The sequence below is a fragment of the Alcanivorax sp. UBA3183 genome, assembly GCF_002364155.1.
Lineage (GTDB): Bacteria > Pseudomonadota > Gammaproteobacteria > Pseudomonadales > Alcanivoracaceae > Alcanivorax > Alcanivorax jadensis.
Genome location: NZ_DEXN01000004.1, coordinates 51,435 through 67,267 on the forward strand (window position 1 = coordinate 51,435; position 15,833 = coordinate 67,267).

A 15,833-nucleotide genomic window follows, 5' to 3' on the forward strand; every position below is an offset into this window, starting at 1 on the left:
TCATGAGCCGCACCGACCGTATTCTCGCCAGCGCCGAACAGCATTGCCGCGAGCAGGGCGTGCGCATGACTCCCCAGCGGCGTCAGGTCATGGCGTTGTTGCTGGCCCAGTCGGGCCCTCAGAGTGCCTACCAGTTGCTGGACCAGTTCAAGGCGCAATACCAGGACAATGCCCAGCCGCCCACCATCTACCGGGCGCTGGATTTTCTGGTGCAACAGGGGCTAGCCCACCGGCTCAGTTCCACCAACCAATACCTGGCCTGCGATCACATCACCTGTCATCACGGTCACCAGGGCACGGTGTTCCTGCTCTGTGACGACTGTGGTGCCGTGCAGGAAACCCCCATGGCGGGGGCGGCCATCAGCGAGTTGCAGCAGAGCATCAACAGCCTGGGGTTCGTGACCCAGCAGAACCCCTTGCTGGAAGTGCATGGCCGCTGCGCGAGTTGTGTTGCGCTGTAATCCTCGCGGACTGCGGGGGTTGTTGGAGCCTTGCTTGCAAGGCGAATAGCCAAACGGCGCGAGTTCGCCTTGTGAACAAGGCTCCAACGATTCAGAAACCCGTTGAAGATTCTGGAGACAACCATGTCACGTTTACGTCTGGACCAGGCGGCCATCGCCCTGTCTGGTTTGTGTATGATTCATTGTGTGGCCAGCGTCGCCGGCCTCTTTGCGATTGGCTTGCTGTCGGTGGTTGGCGGCGTGGATGAACTGTTTCATCAGGCGTTGCTGGCACTGATCGTGCCGGTCAGTGTGCTCGCCATGGTGGCCGGTTACCGCAGGCATCGGCGGCGCAAGGTATTGTTGCCAGGTCTGTTGGCGCTGATCGCGTTGTGTCTGCTCACTGCGTTCGAAGCAGCGTTGCATAACACCCTGTGGGAACCGCTGCTCACCAGCCTGGTCGGAATCTGTCTGGTTGCCACCCATGTGGGCAACATCCGTGCCTGCAAGGAATGTGAGAGTCATCATGAAGAGATTCGTACGGCTTGAATGCCTGGCCGGGTTAGGGTTCGGGTTATTGATGTTGCTCAGCAATCTGGCTAACGCCGCCGGGGTCCATCAGCATGGTCTGGCCGACGCGGCGGTAGTGGTTGAAGGGCAGAGCCTGACTGTCAGTTTCCGGGCGCCGCTGATGGATATTCTCGGCACCGAGCAACCGCCGGCGGATGCCGCCGCCCGGGTTCGCTATGCGGATCGCCTGAAACAGGTGAGTGAGCCGCTGCCGTCCCCTGTCGCAGGCTGCAGGCTCAGCCATGAAACCCGTAGCGGCGTCGCGGCACTGTTTCCGGAGAGTCAGCAGCACGACCCCGATCATGCTCACCATGAGCATAGCCATCACGCGGACGTGGAAGCGGAATGGACCTTTCAGTGTCAGTCCCCGGACAAGCTGAGCGATGTCACACTGCCGTTCCTGGCGATTTTTTCCGGTCTGGCTACCGAGGTCATCCTGTTATTGCCTGACGGGCAGAGCGCTTTGCGTCTGGCGCCCGGTAACACCCGCATTCCCCTGGAGTAACTGTGGTACTTGAACTGGATAGCTTGCGTTATCAGCACCCGGGGCAAGCCCGGCCTTTCATTCATATCGATCGCTTTGTGCTGCAGGCCGGTGAGCGGGTGCTGCTGCATGGCCCCAGTGGTTGCGGGAAAAGCACCTTGCTGTCGCTGATTACCGGCATCAGGCCGGCTCAGCAGGGTGACATCCGGGTGGCCGGCAAAGCGTTTTCCTCTTTGTCGCAACGGCGCCGGGACGCTTTTCGGGCGGACCATATCGGTGTCATCTTCCAGGCCTTCAACCTGCTGCCGTACCTGACTGCGGTGGATAACGTCTGTCTCAGTGCCGGGTTCTCCCGGCGACGCTGTGAACTGGAAGCGGCCGGCAATAACAAGCAGCGAAGGGTCGCGGCACAGGATCTGCTGACCCGTCTGGGGTTGGATGCAGCCACCTCAGCTTTGCCCGCCTGGCAGCTGTCATTCGGCCAGCAACAGCGGGTGGCGGCCGCCCGGGCCCTGTTCGGGAAACCGGATCTGATCATCGCCGACGAACCCACCTCGGCCCTGGATAGCCACAGCCGCGATACCCTTTTGGCATTGCTCTGCGAACACTGTGAACACGCCGGCAGTGCCTTGCTGATGGTCAGCCACGACAACCAGGTGGCGGACCATTTCCACCGCAGCATCGCGTTCTCGGCACTGAACGGGGGGGAGCACCATGCTGCCTAGAATTGTGCTTGCCTCCCTGCGCACGCGTAAAACCTCTGCCACCCTGATCGTGGTGGCCATCGCCCTGAGTCTGGTGATGATCGTGGGTATCGAGCGGCTGCGTCACCAGGTGCGCGCCAATTTTGCCAGCACCGTGTCCGGCATTGATCTGATTGTCAGCGCTCGGGGCGGTCCCATGAATATCCTGCTGTACAGCGTGTTCCGGCTCAGTGATCCCACCGCCGGCATTCGCTGGGACACGGTGGAGCATCTGGCCGACCACCCGGACGTGAAGTGGTGGATTCCCATCGCCCTCGGCGACTCCCATCGAGGCTTCCCGGTGGTGGCCACCAACGACAGCTACCTGGCCCATTATCGCTATGGACAGGACCAGGCGCTGTCCCTGGCTGACGGGCAATGGTTTGCCGGCGAGGATCAGGTGGTGCTCGGTAGTGCGGTGGCCCAGCGGCTGGGCTATCAGCTGGGAGACGATATGGTGCTTGCCCATGGTGCCAGCGGCCCGGCCATTATCGCGCACGATAACCACCCGTTTACTGTGGTGGGCGTGCTGTCCGCTACCGGCACCCCGGTGGATCAGAGCGTGCATGTTTCCCTGGCCGGCATGGCCGCCATTCACAGCGGCGGCCAGTTTCGTTCCGGGCTACCGCCCCGGCCCGGTCAACGGGCCGACACTCCGGATTCGGTCAATGCAGTGATGCTGGGTCTGGAGCGACGCACCGCCGTACTCAGCCTGCAACGGGAATTGTCCCGCTATAAGGCAGAACCGCTAAGCGCCATTATTCCCGGTGTCCAGCTGCAGCGACTATGGCGCATGACAGCGGTGGGGGAAAACGCCCTGCGGGCCACCTCCATGGCGGTATTGCTGGTGGCGTTACTGGTGCTGGTGTCCACCATTCTGGCTGCCCTGGAAGGGCGCCGCCACGAACTGGCGGTGCTGCGCGCCGCTGGCGCCGGTCGGCTTGCCGTCTATGGCGTGATCGTGGGCGAGAGTCTGCTTGTCACGGTGATCGGCAGCCTGCTGGGGCTGACGCTGCTGTTTGTGGCACAGTGGGCACTGGCGCCGCTGGCACTGGCGGAATGGTCCCTGCGCCTGCCGGACACCTTCCTGTCGGTGCGGGAATTGCCTACCCTTGCGGCGATCCTGCTGGCCGGTTCCCTGGCCGGCCTGATTCCAGCGGAAAAAGCCTTCCGCAACAGCCTGGCCGATGGCCTGACCCCGAGGAACTGATATGCGTAGTCTGATCATCTTTCTGTGTCTGTTGATCAGCTTGCCGGGCTGGGCGGCCCGCGAACTGGAATGGGATGATCTAGTCCCTGCGGACTACGACGTCAATGCGGTCTACGAGGAATTATTCAGCAAAATTTACGGTGATCAGCCACCGGAAGATATCGATGACGGTGATGCGCGTGGCGAGCAAATGATGGATGCCATCGACAAGGCCTGGCGGGAAGCGCCGCTGAAGGCCGAGCTGGATAACACCGTCGTGCGCCTGCCCGGCTATGGGGTGCCGCTGGATGGAGACGAGGAATACGTGCGCGAATTCCTGCTGGTGCCGTACTTCGGCGCCTGTATCCACACGCCACCGCCGCCCCGTAACCAGATTATCCTGGTGAAGATGAAAGGGCAGGGTGTGCCCCTGGACCTGGTGTTCGAGGCCCTGTGGCTGGAAGGCAACCTCAAGGTCTCCAGCCAGGACACCGAATACGGCACCGCAGGCTATGTGCTGGAAGGCGAATCCGCCGAGCTGTTCACCGGCTACTAAGCGATTGCCGTGACGGCATCGTGGGACCTCTACATCGTTTCATCGTTGGAGCTTTGCTCGCAAAGCGAAGGGTAACGCCTTCCCGGTGCTTGTAGAGCTTCGCTTTGCGAGCAAAGCTCCAACGGCGGCTTTTTATACGTTTGATGCTGCAGTTCGCTGCCCTCCGTGCACCCTACACCAGCTTCCGGCCCTGTCCCGGGGGCGGTGGCTGTGCGACAATGCGCGCGCTTCGCGCACTCCTACGCCGCTGGCCCTCTTGATTTCGACGGTCGTCAGCCGCGCTTTTCGCTTTTCCAACCGGTACAAAACATTGCTTACAACCGCCAACCTCACCATGCAGTTCGGTGCCAAACCGCTGTTTGAAAACGTGTCCGTGAAATTCGGCAACGGCAACCGTTACGGCCTGATCGGCGCCAACGGCTGCGGCAAATCCACCCTGATGAAGATCCTCGGGGGCGACCTGGAGCCGTCCGCCGGCAATGTGTCCAAGGACCCGGACGAGCGCATCGGCAAGCTGCGCCAGGATCAATTCGCCTACGAGAAATACTCGGTGGTGGACACCGTGATCATGGGCAACGAAGAGTTGTGGAAGATCAAGGAAGAGCGCGACGGCATCTACGCCAAGGCGGAAATGAGCGAGGAAGATGGCATCCGCGCCGGTGAGCTGGAAGCGGAATTCGCCGAGCTGGACGGCTACACCGCCGAATCCCGCGCCGGTGAACTGTTGCTGGGTCTGGATATTCCGGTGGAGCAGCACTTCGGCCCCATGAGCGAAATCGCCCCCGGCTGGAAGCTGCGTGTGCTGTTGGCCCAGGCCCTGTTCGCCGACCCGGAAATCATGTTGCTGGATGAGCCCACCAACAACCTGGACATCAATACCATCCGCTGGCTGGAAGAGGTTCTCAACCAGCGCCAGTGCACCATGGTCATCATTTCCCACGATCGCCACTTCCTCAACAGCGTCTGCACCCATATGGCAGATCTGGATTACGGCGAGGTGCGCCTCTACCCGGGCAACTATGATGAATACATGACCGCGGCCACCCAGGCCCGCGAGCGCCTGCATTCGGACAATGCCAAGAAGAAACAGCAGATCGCCGAGCTGAAAACCTTCGTCAGCCGCTTTAGCGCCAACGCCTCCAAGTCCAAGCAGGCCACCAGCCGCGCCAAGCAGATCGACAAGATCAAGCTGGATGAAGTGAAACCCTCCAGCCGTCAGAACCCTTACATCATTTTCGAGCAGGACAAGAAGTTGTTCCGCAACGCGCTGGAAGTGAAAGGCCTGGCCAAGACTTTTGACCAGGAACTGTTTTCCGGCCTGGACCTGCGTGTGGAAGTGGGCGAGCGCATCGCCATTATCGGCCCCAACGGTATCGGCAAATCCACCCTGCTGCGCTGTCTGGTGGGGGAGCTGGAGCCCACCGCCGGGGAAGTGAAATGGTCCGAGAACAGTGAGCGGGGCTATTACGCTCAGGATCACGCCCGCGACTTTGCCGACGATATGGACCTGTTTGCGTGGATGAACCAGTGGGGTCAGGAAAAGGATGATGAACAGGTCATCCGGGGTACTCTGGGGCGGCTGCTGTTTTCCCAGAAAGATATCGGTAAATCCGTGAAGGTGATCTCCGGGGGCGAGCAGGGGCGTATGTTGTTCGGCAAGATCATGCTGCAACGGCCCAACATCCTGCTGCTGGATGAGCCCACCAACCACATGGACATGGAATGCATCGAGTCCTTGAACCTGGCGCTGGAAAACTACCCGGGTACCTTGCTGTTCGTCAGCCACGACCGGGAATTCGTGTCCTCCCTGGCCACCCGGATTATTGAAATCACTCCCACGGGTATCGTCGACTTCCACGGTAGCTACGACGATTACCTGAAAAGTCAGGGCGTAGGCTGAACCCGGCTTTCCCTCCGTTGGAGCCATGCTCGCATGGCGAATCAGGCAGGCCGGTTCGCTTTGTGAACAAAGCTCCAACGGCGAGGGACGTTCCTCGCTAGCGGTTTCCCCGCACCATCGCCCAGTGCCGCACCTCCGTTCCCGGCATCAGCGCCTCATGCACCACCTCAAACCCGAAGCGCCGGTAGAGCGACACATTGTCCGGGTTATGGGTATCCAGATAGGCAGACAGTCCTTCCCGATCCAGCCGGTCCAGCGTTGGCTGCAACAGCCGTGTGGCCAGCCCCTGGCCCTGCTTCTGCGGATCAATCCCCAGCAATAACAGGTAGGCGTGAGGCTTTTGCATCAGCGCGTCATGCACCTTTTGCATGGCATCCCCGGCATCCAGCTGCCGTTTCACCGCCGCCGGTCCCTGGCGCAACATGGGCAGGGCACCAAAGCGCACCATATCCAGCACACTGCGATGCAATGCCTGGGATGGCAGCCACACGGCAGCCCCGTCCACGGATCCCGGCGTGGTGCAGATTTCTCCCCGGTGGTGCGCATGGAGGGCCAGGAAGCGAAAGGTATGATGCGACAACGCCTGGCGGCGCTGGTCATCCGGAAAGAAATAAGTGAAAAGCGGATCCTGATAAAACGCCCGACCGAGAACCCGGGCAATGTCATCAATGCGATGGCGATCATTTACATTCATGGTGTACTGAGGTCTGCTGGATGACAGCCAAGCATACCGGAAGTGGCGGAGAATGCAGGAGCAGGAAGTCCCTTCAATCTCATTCTGATCCTGTTACATTTTACATACTGGTGAGAATGTCGGACTTCCGCTAGGCTCGGGTCGATTGAATAAAAAAGCAACAGAATAATAACCCCCCCGGGAGAGAGGGACCATGGATATACTCCAGCTGCTGGTCAGCGGGATTGCCAATGGCTGTATTTACGGGCTGTTGGCACTGGGTTTTGTATTGATCTACAAGGCATCCGAAGCGGTCAACTTCGCCCAGGGCGACATGATGATGCTGGGGGCCTTTCTCGGCGTTACCTTCATCAACACCAGCTATGCGGATCTGCCTTTTCTGGTCGGCATTACTCTGGCGGCGTTGATCCTCGGCCTGTTCGGCTACCTCCTCGATCGTTTCGTATTGCGTGCCATCTTCGGGCAGCCGCAATTCGCCATGGTGATTCTTACCATCGCGCTGGGCTTTCTGATCCGTTTCGTGGCCGGGGTGATCTGGGGCCATGATCCCACCTCCCTGGAAACGCCCTTTATCGGCCTGGTCTGGACGGTGGGAGAACTGATGATCCCGGTGGTGGATGCGGTGATCATCATTACCACCGTGGCGCTTACCGCCATTCTCTACTTCTTCTTTGCCCGCACCCGGCTTGGCGTGGCCATGCAGGCCAGCAGCCAGAACCAGATGGCGGCCTACTACATGGGCATCCCGGTGAAACGTATCAACGCCATTGTATGGGCCCTGTCCGGGGTGGTGGCGGCGATTGCCGGGGTCATGTTTGCCGCCAAGGGCGCCGTGGAGCCTTCTGTGGGGCTGCTGTTCGGCATCAAGGCGTTTGCCGCAGCGGTCATCGGCGGGCTGGGTTCCTTGCCCTGGGCGCTGCTGGGCGGCCTGCTGGTGGGCATCGTGGAGCCTTTCGCTGGTCGCTATCTACCTTCCGGCGTCGGCCAGATTGCCCCCTATGTGTTGATGTTGCTGGTGCTGATCCTGCGCCCCGGCGGCCTGTTCGCGCAGATCAGCCAGAAGAAGGTGTAGGCCATGAGCAACCGATTCAAAAGCCGTTACGACGACGATATCAATCTGTTTGAAGGGCGCTGGCACCTGGCTCAGTACGCCATCCTCATGGCATTGCTGGTGGCCGCCCCCTGGCTGCTTGGCACCTATTATCTGGGCGAGCTCACTGCTGTGCTGGTGTGGTCCCTTGCGGGGTTGGGGCTGATGCTGATCAGCGGCCATACCGGCCAGGTCAGCCTGGGGCATGCGGCCTTTATGGCCATTGGTGCCTTTACCAATCTGGCGCTGATGTTACGCGGTTGGCATTTTATTCCTGCCTTGCTGGCCAGCGCGGTCACCTCCGGTGTGATCGGCGCCATCATCTCCCGGCCGATCCTGCGCATGAGTGGTATCTACCTGGCCATCGCCACCCTGGCGTTGAGTATTATTATCGAGGACGTGGCGATTATCGCCGAGCCGATTACCGGCGGGGTCGCCGGGGTATTTGCCCCGCCCATTGCCTTGTTCGGCATGGAGATCGACCGCTATGCCACTCCGGAAGCCTTCTACTATCTGTGCCTGGCGGTGCTGGTGCTGGTCACCCTGGGTTATCTGAACCTGCTGCGCAGTGCCTCCGGCCGTTCCTTCCTGGCCGTGCGTGACAGTGAAGTGTCCGCCCGGGCGCTGGGGGTCAATGTGGCCCGCGCCAAGACCCTGTCCTTCAGCCTGTCCTGCGCCATCACCGGTTTGGCCGGGGCGCTCTATGCCCATCTGGCCCAGGCGGTGAATTACGAAAGCTTCCTGGTGCTGATTTCCATCACTCTGCTGCTGCAGGTGGTGATCGGCGGGCTGGGCTCGGTGCACGGCGCCTTCTTCGGCGCCATTGTGGTGGTGCTGCTGCCCCAGCTGATCGCCATCGCCCGGGATTTTCTCGATAACGCCGCCGGCATCAAGATCGCGGCCTACCCGGGCATGGACACCGCCCTGTTTGCACTGCTGATTCTGCTCATGGTGATTTACGAACCGCGCGGGCTCTACGGCGTCTGGTTCAAGGTGCGCACCTGGCTGCAGCTGTTCCCGCTGTATCGCAAGGGCATGTTCCGCCGCACCCGCACCTACCTGAAAACGGAGCGCCAACGATGAGTCTGTTACAGGTAAAGGATCTCTCCATTTCCTTCGGCGGCGTGAAAGCGGTGGATGGCGTCAGCTTCACCGTGGAGCCCGGCGAAGTGTTCACCCTGGTTGGCCCCAACGGGGCAGGCAAATCCACCATCTTCAATCTGATCAGTCGCCTCTATGAACCGAGCGCCGGCCAGATCGTGTTTGATGGTCAGGACATTACCTCTCTGCCGGCTCACAAGGTGGCAGGGTTGGGCATCGCCCGCACCTTCCAGAATATTGAATTGTTCGATCACTCCTCGGTACTGCAGAACCTGTTGATCGGTCGCCATTGCCGCCGCAACACTCGCTGGTTCGAGGAGCTGCTGTTCCTGCCCAAGGTAAGGCGCAGTGAACGGCAGCATCGTCTGTTGGTGGAAGAGGTGATCGATTTCCTCGACCTGGCCGCCTACCGGGACAAGCTGATTGCCGGCCTGCCTTACGGGGTACGCAAGGTAGTGGAAATCGCCCGGGCCCTGTCCAGCGAGCCGAAGCTGATCCTGCTCGATGAGCCGGCCTCCGGCCTGAGCGTGGAAGAAACCCAGAACATGGCCTGGTGGATTGAGGACATGCAGAAAGACCTGGGCCTGACGGTATTGATGGTGGAGCACGACATGAGCCTGGTATCGCGGGTGTCCAACCGGGTGCTGGCGGTGTCGGAAGGCCGGCCGCTTGCCATGGGCACGGCCGCAGAAGTGCAGGCGGATCCCAAGGTGATTGAAGCCTATCTGGGCACGGAGGCAACCTCATGAGTGCACTGCAGAAAGAAACCATGAATGATGCCCAGCCGCTGCTGCAGGTGAAAAACCTGGAAGCTTTCTACGGCCCGGTGATGGCCCAGCGCGGGGTGTCCATCGATGTATTCGAGGGCAAGGTGGTTGCTATTCTCGGCGCCAACGGCGCCGGCAAGACCACCCTGATGAAAACCATTTCCGGGGCACTGGCTCCGCGCAAGGGCAGCATTACCCTGGCCGGAGAAGCGATCCAGGGCCGCGAGCCGGATGCCCTGGTGCGCCAAGGCATTGCCCACGTACCGGAAGGCCGGGAAGTGTTTCCGTTTCTGACCGTGGAAGAAAACCTGGCCATGGGCGCCTACATCCGCCGCGACAAGGCGGGCATCCGCCAGGACATGGAAATGGTGTATGACTATTTCCCGATCCTGCTGGAGCGCCGCAACCAGCCTGCCGGCACCCTGTCTGGTGGCCAACAACAGATGCTGGCTATCGGTCGCGGGCTCATGTCTCGACCGTCGCTGATGTTGCTGGATGAGCCGTCCCTGGGGCTGTCGCCGCTGCTGGTGCAGGAAATCTTCGCCATCGTTCGTCGGCTCAACAAGGAGCAGGGCGTGACCCTGCTGCTGGTGGAACAGAACGCCCAGGTGGCGCTGAACACGGCGGATCATGGCTATGTGCTGGAAACCGGCCGCATCGTCATGGATGGCAGCGCCGAGGAACTGCTCGCCAGTGACGATATTCGCGAGTTCTATCTGGGCCAGTCGGCGGGGGATGACCGACCGGAAAAACGCTGGAAACGAAAGAAGACCTGGCGCTGATGATGACAACAACCAACAACGCACCGACCCTTCTCCACGGTTGCGATACCGTGGTCAAACTGTGGCGCCAGCAATGCCTGGAACGGGGAGCGCGCATTGCGCACCGTGAAAAGGACCTGGGCATCTGGCAGAGCTATAGCTGGCAGGACTATTACGAAAAAGCCCGCGCCATCGGCGTGGCGCTATTGTCTTTGGGCCTGGAGCGGGGCCAGCCGGTCTCCATTCTTAGTGAAGACAACAAGGAATGGCTGTACTGCGATCTGGGTATCGCCGGGGCCGGCGGCGTCAGCAATGGCGTCTATACCACCGACAGCGCTGAGCAGCTGGCCTACCTGGTCAACGACAGTGGTTCCGCTTTTCTGTTTGTGGAAAACGACGAACAGCTGGACAAGTACCTGACCGTGCGCGATCAGGTGCCCACCCTGAAAAAAGTGATCGTGTTCGATCGCAAGGGGCTGCGGGATTTTGACGATCCCATGGTCATGTTCCTGGATGAACTGTACGCCCTGAGCGAGCAGATCCCTGATGCGGAAGCACAATTCAGCGCCAGCATTGCGCAAAGTCAGCCCGATGACATCCGCATGCTGATCTACACCTCCGGCACCACCGGCGCGCCCAAGGGCGCCATGATCAGCCACCGCAATGTGCTGTTCCAGCTTGCCGCCGGTGAGCAGGTGCTGGAAGCCCATGAGGATGACGACCAGCTCTGCTTCTTGCCCCTGTGTCATATTCTGGAACGGCTGGTGTCGGTGGAAGTGCCCATCTTCAAGGGCTGTACCGTGAACTTTGCGGAAAGCCCGGAAACCGTGTTCGAGAACCTGCGTGAAGTGTCGCCCAATACCTTTGCCGCAGTGCCGCGACTGTGGGAAAAAATCTATAGCTCCATGATGACCCTGCGAGACGAAGCGACCGGTTTCGGCCGCTGGTGTTTCGACCGGGCTCTTGCCGCCGGGGATAGCTGGCACTGTGAGCGCAAACGCTCACCGCTTTCCTGGCTGCATTACCAGTTCTGGAATCTGCTGGTGCTGCGCAATGTGCGCGACCTGATCGGCATGGGGCGCCTGCGTCGTGGCACTACCGGTGCGGCGCCGATCTCGCCGGATCTGATTCGCTGGTTCCAGGCCCTGGGCGTGCCGCTCTATGAAGGTTACGGCATGACCGAAACCACCGGGGTAGTATCGCTTAACAGCAAGGACCGGGCCCAGGTCGGCTCCGTGGGCGAGCCACTACCGGATACCGAGGTACGGATTGCCGACAACGGGGAAGTGCTGGTGCGTGGCGACCATGTGTTCGCCGGTTACTGGCGCAAGCCGGAAAAAACCGCTGAAGATATCCGCGACGGCTGGCTGCACACCGGCGATGTGGGGCGTCTGGAAGACGGCATGCTCACCATCACCGGCCGTTTGAAAGACATCATCATCACTGCCGGCGGCAAGAATATCACGCCGGCGGAAATCGAAAGCCGGATGAAGTTTTCCCCGTATATTTCTGATGCCGTGGTGATTGGTGATCAGCGCAAGTATCTCACCTGCCTGATCATGATCGATCAGGAAAACGTGGAGAAATATGCCCAGGACCGCCAGGTGCCGTTTTCCAACTTTGCCTCCCTGTGTCGTGCCAAAGAGGTCGTGGACCTGATCGACAGCATCATTACCGATGTGAACAAACAGTTCGCCCAGGTGGAACAGATCAAGTATTTCCGCCTGATCGACGTGCTGCTCACCGCCGAAGATGAGGAGCTGACTGCCACCATGAAGCTGAAGCGTTCCTTCGTGGAGAAAAAACACAAGCACCTGATTGATTCCATGTACTGAATGAATTCGAGAGGAGAGTGCATCATGAAGAAGCTTTGCCTGGCGGCTCTCGCCGCAGCCACCCTGATCGGGTGCAGTGATAACAAGGAAGAAGAGAGCGCCGCCGCCGAGTCGGTGCGTGGCGTCAGTGATACCGAAATCAAGCTGGGAGGCATGCACGATTTGTCCGGCGTGTTTGCGGCGTTTTCCTCACCGGCGGTGCAGGTGGCCAACGACATGTTTGCCGAAGTGAATGCCGACGGCGGCATTCATGGGCGCAAGATTCGTTACATCGTCGAGGATCATGCCTACCAGGTGCCCAAGGCCACCCAGGCCACCAACAAGCTGATCAGCCGCGATGAAATCTTCGCCATGGTGATGAGCCTGGGGACGCCCCATAATCTGGCAGCTTTCCCTCTGATGGACCGCAATAACGTGCCCAGCATTCTTCCCCTGGCCCTGTCCCGGCAGATGGAAGAAGAGGGCGACTTTTCCCATCGTTTCGTTTTCGGTCCCAGCTACCACGAAGGGGTACTGAAAGGCGTTAACTGGATGACCGATGAGTACGGCATCGAGAAAATCTGTGTGATGTACATTCCCTCGGATTTCGGCGAGGAAGTGAACCAGGCCATCACCGATGCTGCCGCCGGCAAAGAGACTCTGACCCTGGCGGAAAGCACCTCTCACCGTCCGGACGAGAGCGATTTCACCGGCACCCTGGCGCGCCTGAAGGATGCTGGCTGTCAGCTGGTCGCCGTGGCCCTGCCGGTTCGGCCGATCATTTCCGTGGTGGCTACCGCCAAGGAAATGGGTTGGGATGATGTGAAATTCGTGGTCTCCCAGGCCGGCTTCCATTCCGCAGTGGCGGCGGCGCCCGGCGGTGTCACAGAAGGACTCTACGGTGTATCCCCCTGGCAGGATATTGTCAGCCGCATGAAGGATGTGCCGGAAGCGAAACAATGGGCAGATGAGTACCAGGCGCAGTATGGCTCGGTACCCAGTGGTGGTGCGGTGCTGGGGCGTGTCGGTGCCATGGTGACCATCGAGGCATTGCGCGAGGCCGGACCTGACCTGACCACCGATTCCTTCCTGGCGGCCATGGAGTCCCTGGATTTCAGTGATCCGGTCACCGGGGTGGATATCAAGATGAGCGCCACCAATCATCGTGCCGGTAACGATATGATCCTCTCCAAAGTCACCGACGGTGTCTGGGAGCCCGTGGTGACCCTGGAAGACTGACCGCGTACTTTCCCGTTGGAGCTTTGCCCGCAAAGCGAAAGGTCTGGATGCCAATCCCGGCCTTTCGCCATGGGAGCCTGGCGCCAACAGCCCCTATCAATCCCCCCTCCCGTATCAGGTATACTCGCGCCTCCTGGATTATTCGGTGATTGTCCATGCAGGCCTCTTCAACTTCCGTATCTTCCGATGGCTGGCGACAGCGCCTGGCCACCTGGCTCAATACCCCGTTCTTCGGTCACACCATTACCGCTCTGATCCTGCTCAATGCGATTATTCTGGGTGTGGAAACCTCCGCGGTGGCACAGGAGCGGGCAGGGCAGTGGTTGAACCTGCTCAACCAGATAGTGCTGGCGGTTTTCGTACTGGAAATTGTGCTCAAGCTGGTCGCCTTCGGGCCGCGCTTTTTCCGCTCCGGCTGGAATGTGTTCGACTTTCTGATCGTCGCTATTTCCCTGGCACCGGCATCCGGGCCCCTGGCGATTCTGCGGAGCCTGCGTATCTTGCGGGTGCTGCGGCTGCTGTCATCGGTGAAACGGCTTCGCATGCTGGTGGAATCCCTGATGCAGGCGTTACCCGGCATCGGCTGGACCGCAGCGCTGTTGCTGATGATGTTCTACATCTTTGCGGTAATGGGCACCGAGCTGTTTGGTGAGGCGTTCCCGCAGTGGTTCGGCACTCTGGGAGCGAGCATTTACAGCCTGTTCCAGATCATGACCCTGGAAAGCTGGTCCATGGGCATTGCCCGGCCGGTGATGGCCGTCTATCCCATGGCCTGGATCTTCTTCGTGCCGTTCATTCTGATTTCCAGCTTCATGGTGCTGAACCTGTTCATCGCCATCATCGTCAGTGCCACCCAGGAAGTGCATGAAAGCGAACAGCGCGCCGAACGGGACGCCAACAACCAGATCGCCCACGACGAGCGCCAGGAAATGCTCGACCTGATGCGCACCATGCATGAAAAGATTGCCTCACTGGAAACGGCGCTGCAGAAAAAGTCGGATCAGTAAGGGAATGGGTTGGCTGGTTTTGTTGGAGCCTTGCTTGCAAGGCGAAAGGCCCGGAAACACTCCGGCCCTTCTTTGGGGAGGTAGGGTGGATTAGCCGTAGGCGTAATCCACCATCTCGTTTGGCAGGTTTGGGTGACCGCAAGGAAGGTGGATTACGCCTGAGGCTAATCCACCCTACGTATCGATCACGGCTTTTCTAGACGGTTTCCACCAGCACGATCTCGCTGTCTGATTCTGCCACCACAGACAGCCGGGCTTCGTCACTGATGGCCAGGCCATCGCCAGTTTCGGCCAGCACCCCATTCACCCGCACCCGTCCCTTGGCAGGCACCAGGTAGACCTTGCGAGTCGGGTCGAGCACGTACTCGATGTCCTGACCATGAATCAGCGTGGCCGCTACCACCCGCGCATCCGCCTGGATCGCCAGGGCGTCCGTGTCTTCCGGGTAACCACTGGCCAGCACCTCGAAGTGCCCGTCGCGGGAGGCCTTCGGGAACGGCTTGCTGCCCCAGGTGGGCGGCAGCCCGGTGGCGTTCGGAATAATCCAGATCTGGAAGATCTGTGTCTCCGTATCCTCCAAGTTTTGCTCACTATGAGTAATCCCGGTGCCTGCGGACATCACCTGCACATCTCCAGCCTCGGTACGGCCACTGTTACCCAGGCTGTCCTGGTGGGTGATCGCCCCCTTGCGCACATAGGTGATGATTTCCATCTCCCGGTGGGAATGTGCAGGGAAGCCGGTCTGTGGGGCGATGGTGTCATCGTTCCACACCCGCAAATCTCCCCAATGCACCCGTTGCGAGTCATGGTAGTTAGCAAAGGAAAAGTGATGCCGGGTATCCAGCCAGCCGTGCCGGGCATGGCCCAGTTCATTGCGTGTGCGAAGCTCGATCATGGCGTCCTCCTGTAACAGGCTCTATTACCTGTCCCTCGATGGAGTGACTATATGATCTGAAATAATGATTAAAAATAGCGCTTTTTCGTTTAATAAGACCAATAAAGTGGATGTATTCCTGTTGGAGCCATGCTCGCATGGCGAACTGTCGAATCCCCCTCTCCGTATTCGATAAACCCGTGCCCTCCCTGAAGAGAGGCGCCACATCCAACAAGGAGAATCATCATGTCCGGTAATACCGCCCTTCTTCATCTTGTCCTGCGCGCCACCCCCAACCTGCCCGGCGAAATGCAGGTAACCATCACGTTGAAAGAGGTGCTGTGTGGCACCGATCTGACCATCACCCAGGAAGGGGTGCCGGAGGTGATACCGGTGGAATTCTGCTATCAGGGCTGGCAAGAATCCCTGGAAATTCTGGCGCAACTGGTGACACCGGAAATTCCGGACGACGGCTGAACGGATCTTGCTCCTGGTCTGTTCACGCGCAGAGGAGGGTGATGGTGTAGAGTTAGGGAGCCTCTGAATAACTCCTTGCGTACTCAGCGTGGCCTGAAGGGTGCAGCTGTTGTGTTTTGTTGCGACG

At 59.9% G+C, this 15,833-nt stretch carries 17 protein-coding genes; 15 read left to right on the forward strand and 2 right to left on the reverse strand.

Annotated elements, in window-relative coordinates:
* Positions 1-2 precede the first annotated feature (2 nt).
* The 7 genes from B3Q33_RS00980 to B3Q33_RS01010 all read left to right on the forward strand — a co-directional run bounded on the left by B3Q33_RS00980 (position 3) and on the right by B3Q33_RS01010 (position 5,882).
* A complete protein-coding gene (locus B3Q33_RS00980; protein ID WP_035247687.1) occupies positions 3-461 on the forward strand; it encodes a transcriptional repressor in 459 nt (152 codons plus the stop codon).
* Between the two features lie 123 nt (positions 462-584).
* Positions 585-989 (forward strand): MerC domain-containing protein, encoded by a 405-nt coding sequence (locus tag B3Q33_RS00985; protein WP_272962394.1) that lies wholly within the window; start codon positions 585-587, stop codon positions 987-989.
* Complete coding sequence (locus B3Q33_RS00990; protein ID WP_272962395.1) at positions 967-1,515, forward strand: ZrgA family zinc uptake protein; 549 nt, start codon at positions 967-969, stop codon at positions 1,513-1,515. Before B3Q33_RS00985 ends, B3Q33_RS00990 begins: the two co-directional genes overlap by 23 nt.
* 2 nt (positions 1,516-1,517) lie before the next feature.
* On the forward strand, positions 1,518-2,219 hold the full coding sequence (locus B3Q33_RS00995; protein WP_272962396.1) for an ABC transporter ATP-binding protein: 702 nt from the start codon (positions 1,518-1,520) through the stop codon (positions 2,217-2,219).
* On the forward strand, positions 2,209-3,447 hold the full coding sequence (locus B3Q33_RS01000; protein WP_272962397.1) for an ABC transporter permease: 1,239 nt from the start codon (positions 2,209-2,211) through the stop codon (positions 3,445-3,447). The genes B3Q33_RS00995 and B3Q33_RS01000 overlap by 11 nt, the downstream gene beginning before the upstream one ends.
* A gap of 1 nt (position 3,448) precedes the next feature.
* A complete protein-coding gene (locus B3Q33_RS01005) occupies positions 3,449-3,982 on the forward strand; it encodes a DUF3299 domain-containing protein (RefSeq protein ID WP_272962398.1) in 534 nt (177 codons plus the stop codon).
* 310 nt (positions 3,983-4,292) lie between these two features.
* Positions 4,293-5,882: an ABC-F family ATPase gene (locus B3Q33_RS01010; RefSeq protein WP_035247674.1), complete on the forward strand. Its 1,590-nt coding sequence runs from the start codon at positions 4,293-4,295 to the stop codon at positions 5,880-5,882.
* Between the two features lie 97 nt (positions 5,883-5,979).
* On the opposite strand, the gene B3Q33_RS01015 is transcribed toward B3Q33_RS01010, so the two are convergent.
* Positions 5,980-6,576 carry a GNAT family N-acetyltransferase gene (locus B3Q33_RS01015; RefSeq protein ID WP_272962399.1) on the reverse strand — a complete coding sequence of 199 codons (597 nt, stop codon included), beginning with the start codon at positions 6,574-6,576 and terminating at the stop codon, positions 5,980-5,982.
* A 193-nt stretch (positions 6,577-6,769) separates the two neighbouring features.
* On the opposite strand from B3Q33_RS01015, the gene B3Q33_RS01020 reads away from it, so the two are divergent.
* From B3Q33_RS01020 to B3Q33_RS01050, 7 genes are all read left to right on the forward strand, one after another.
* A complete protein-coding gene (locus B3Q33_RS01020) occupies positions 6,770-7,648 on the forward strand; it encodes a branched-chain amino acid ABC transporter permease (RefSeq protein WP_273009027.1) in 879 nt (292 codons plus the stop codon).
* 3 nt (positions 7,649-7,651) lie between these two features.
* Positions 7,652-8,749 carry a branched-chain amino acid ABC transporter permease gene (locus B3Q33_RS01025; protein WP_272962401.1) on the forward strand — a complete coding sequence of 366 codons (1,098 nt, stop codon included), beginning with the start codon at positions 7,652-7,654 and terminating at the stop codon, positions 8,747-8,749.
* Complete coding sequence (locus B3Q33_RS01030; protein ID WP_272962402.1) at positions 8,746-9,516, forward strand: ABC transporter ATP-binding protein; 771 nt, start codon at positions 8,746-8,748, stop codon at positions 9,514-9,516. Before B3Q33_RS01025 ends, B3Q33_RS01030 begins: the two co-directional genes overlap by 4 nt.
* On the forward strand, positions 9,513-10,316 hold the full coding sequence (locus tag B3Q33_RS01035; RefSeq protein ID WP_272962403.1) for an ABC transporter ATP-binding protein: 804 nt from the start codon (positions 9,513-9,515) through the stop codon (positions 10,314-10,316). The genes B3Q33_RS01030 and B3Q33_RS01035 overlap by 4 nt, the downstream gene beginning before the upstream one ends.
* Entirely contained in the window at positions 10,316-12,130 is a 1,815-nt protein-coding gene (locus tag B3Q33_RS01040; protein WP_272975040.1) for an AMP-dependent synthetase/ligase, read from the forward strand. Before B3Q33_RS01035 ends, B3Q33_RS01040 begins: the two co-directional genes overlap by 1 nt.
* A gap of 24 nt (positions 12,131-12,154) precedes the next feature.
* Entirely contained in the window at positions 12,155-13,348 is a 1,194-nt protein-coding gene (locus tag B3Q33_RS01045) for an ABC transporter substrate-binding protein (RefSeq protein ID WP_272962406.1), read from the forward strand.
* Between the two features lie 155 nt (positions 13,349-13,503).
* On the forward strand, positions 13,504-14,355 hold the full coding sequence (locus B3Q33_RS01050; protein ID WP_035247654.1) for an ion transporter: 852 nt from the start codon (positions 13,504-13,506) through the stop codon (positions 14,353-14,355).
* A 196-nt stretch (positions 14,356-14,551) separates the two neighbouring features.
* Here B3Q33_RS01050 and B3Q33_RS01055 read toward each other — a convergent pair whose 3' ends face one another.
* The gene (locus B3Q33_RS01055; protein WP_272962407.1) at positions 14,552-15,250 is read right to left on the reverse strand and encodes a pirin family protein; all 699 of its coding nucleotides are present in this window, start codon (positions 15,248-15,250) and stop codon (positions 14,552-14,554) included.
* Positions 15,251-15,475: 225 nt separating this feature from the next.
* Between B3Q33_RS01055 and B3Q33_RS01060 the strand changes: the two genes are divergently transcribed.
* Positions 15,476-15,706, forward strand: coding sequence for an SRPBCC domain-containing protein (locus B3Q33_RS01060; protein ID WP_272962408.1), 231 nt, complete (start codon positions 15,476-15,478; stop codon positions 15,704-15,706).
* Positions 15,707-15,833 lie beyond the last annotated feature (127 nt).

Excerpts from the sequence above, each read along its gene's own strand:
- B3Q33_RS01055 (WP_272962407.1), bottom strand. The coding sequence starts at position 15,250 with ATGATCGAGCTTCGCACACGCAATGAACTGGGCCATGCCCGGCACGGC.
- B3Q33_RS01060 (WP_272962408.1), top strand. The coding sequence starts at position 15,476 with ATGTCCGGTAATACCGCCCTTCTTCATCTTGTCCTGCGCGCCACCCCC.
- B3Q33_RS01045 (WP_272962406.1), top strand. The coding sequence starts at position 12,155 with ATGAAGAAGCTTTGCCTGGCGGCTCTCGCCGCAGCCACCCTGATCGGG.
- B3Q33_RS01020 (WP_273009027.1), top strand. The coding sequence starts at position 6,770 with ATGGATATACTCCAGCTGCTGGTCAGCGGGATTGCCAATGGCTGTATT.
- B3Q33_RS01050 (WP_035247654.1), top strand. The coding sequence starts at position 13,504 with ATGCAGGCCTCTTCAACTTCCGTATCTTCCGATGGCTGGCGACAGCGC.
- B3Q33_RS00980 (WP_035247687.1), top strand. The coding sequence starts at position 3 with ATGAGCCGCACCGACCGTATTCTCGCCAGCGCCGAACAGCATTGCCGC.
- B3Q33_RS01025 (WP_272962401.1), top strand. The coding sequence starts at position 7,652 with ATGAGCAACCGATTCAAAAGCCGTTACGACGACGATATCAATCTGTTT.
- B3Q33_RS00985 (WP_272962394.1), top strand. The coding sequence starts at position 585 with ATGTCACGTTTACGTCTGGACCAGGCGGCCATCGCCCTGTCTGGTTTG.
- B3Q33_RS01035 (WP_272962403.1), top strand. The coding sequence starts at position 9,513 with ATGAGTGCACTGCAGAAAGAAACCATGAATGATGCCCAGCCGCTGCTG.
- B3Q33_RS00990 (WP_272962395.1), top strand. The coding sequence starts at position 967 with ATGAAGAGATTCGTACGGCTTGAATGCCTGGCCGGGTTAGGGTTCGGG.
- B3Q33_RS01040 (WP_272975040.1), top strand. The coding sequence starts at position 10,316 with ATGATGACAACAACCAACAACGCACCGACCCTTCTCCACGGTTGCGAT.
- B3Q33_RS01030 (WP_272962402.1), top strand. The coding sequence starts at position 8,746 with ATGAGTCTGTTACAGGTAAAGGATCTCTCCATTTCCTTCGGCGGCGTG.
- B3Q33_RS01015 (WP_272962399.1), bottom strand. The coding sequence starts at position 6,576 with ATGAATGTAAATGATCGCCATCGCATTGATGACATTGCCCGGGTTCTC.
- B3Q33_RS01000 (WP_272962397.1), top strand. The coding sequence starts at position 2,209 with ATGCTGCCTAGAATTGTGCTTGCCTCCCTGCGCACGCGTAAAACCTCT.
- B3Q33_RS01005 (WP_272962398.1), top strand. The coding sequence starts at position 3,449 with ATGCGTAGTCTGATCATCTTTCTGTGTCTGTTGATCAGCTTGCCGGGC.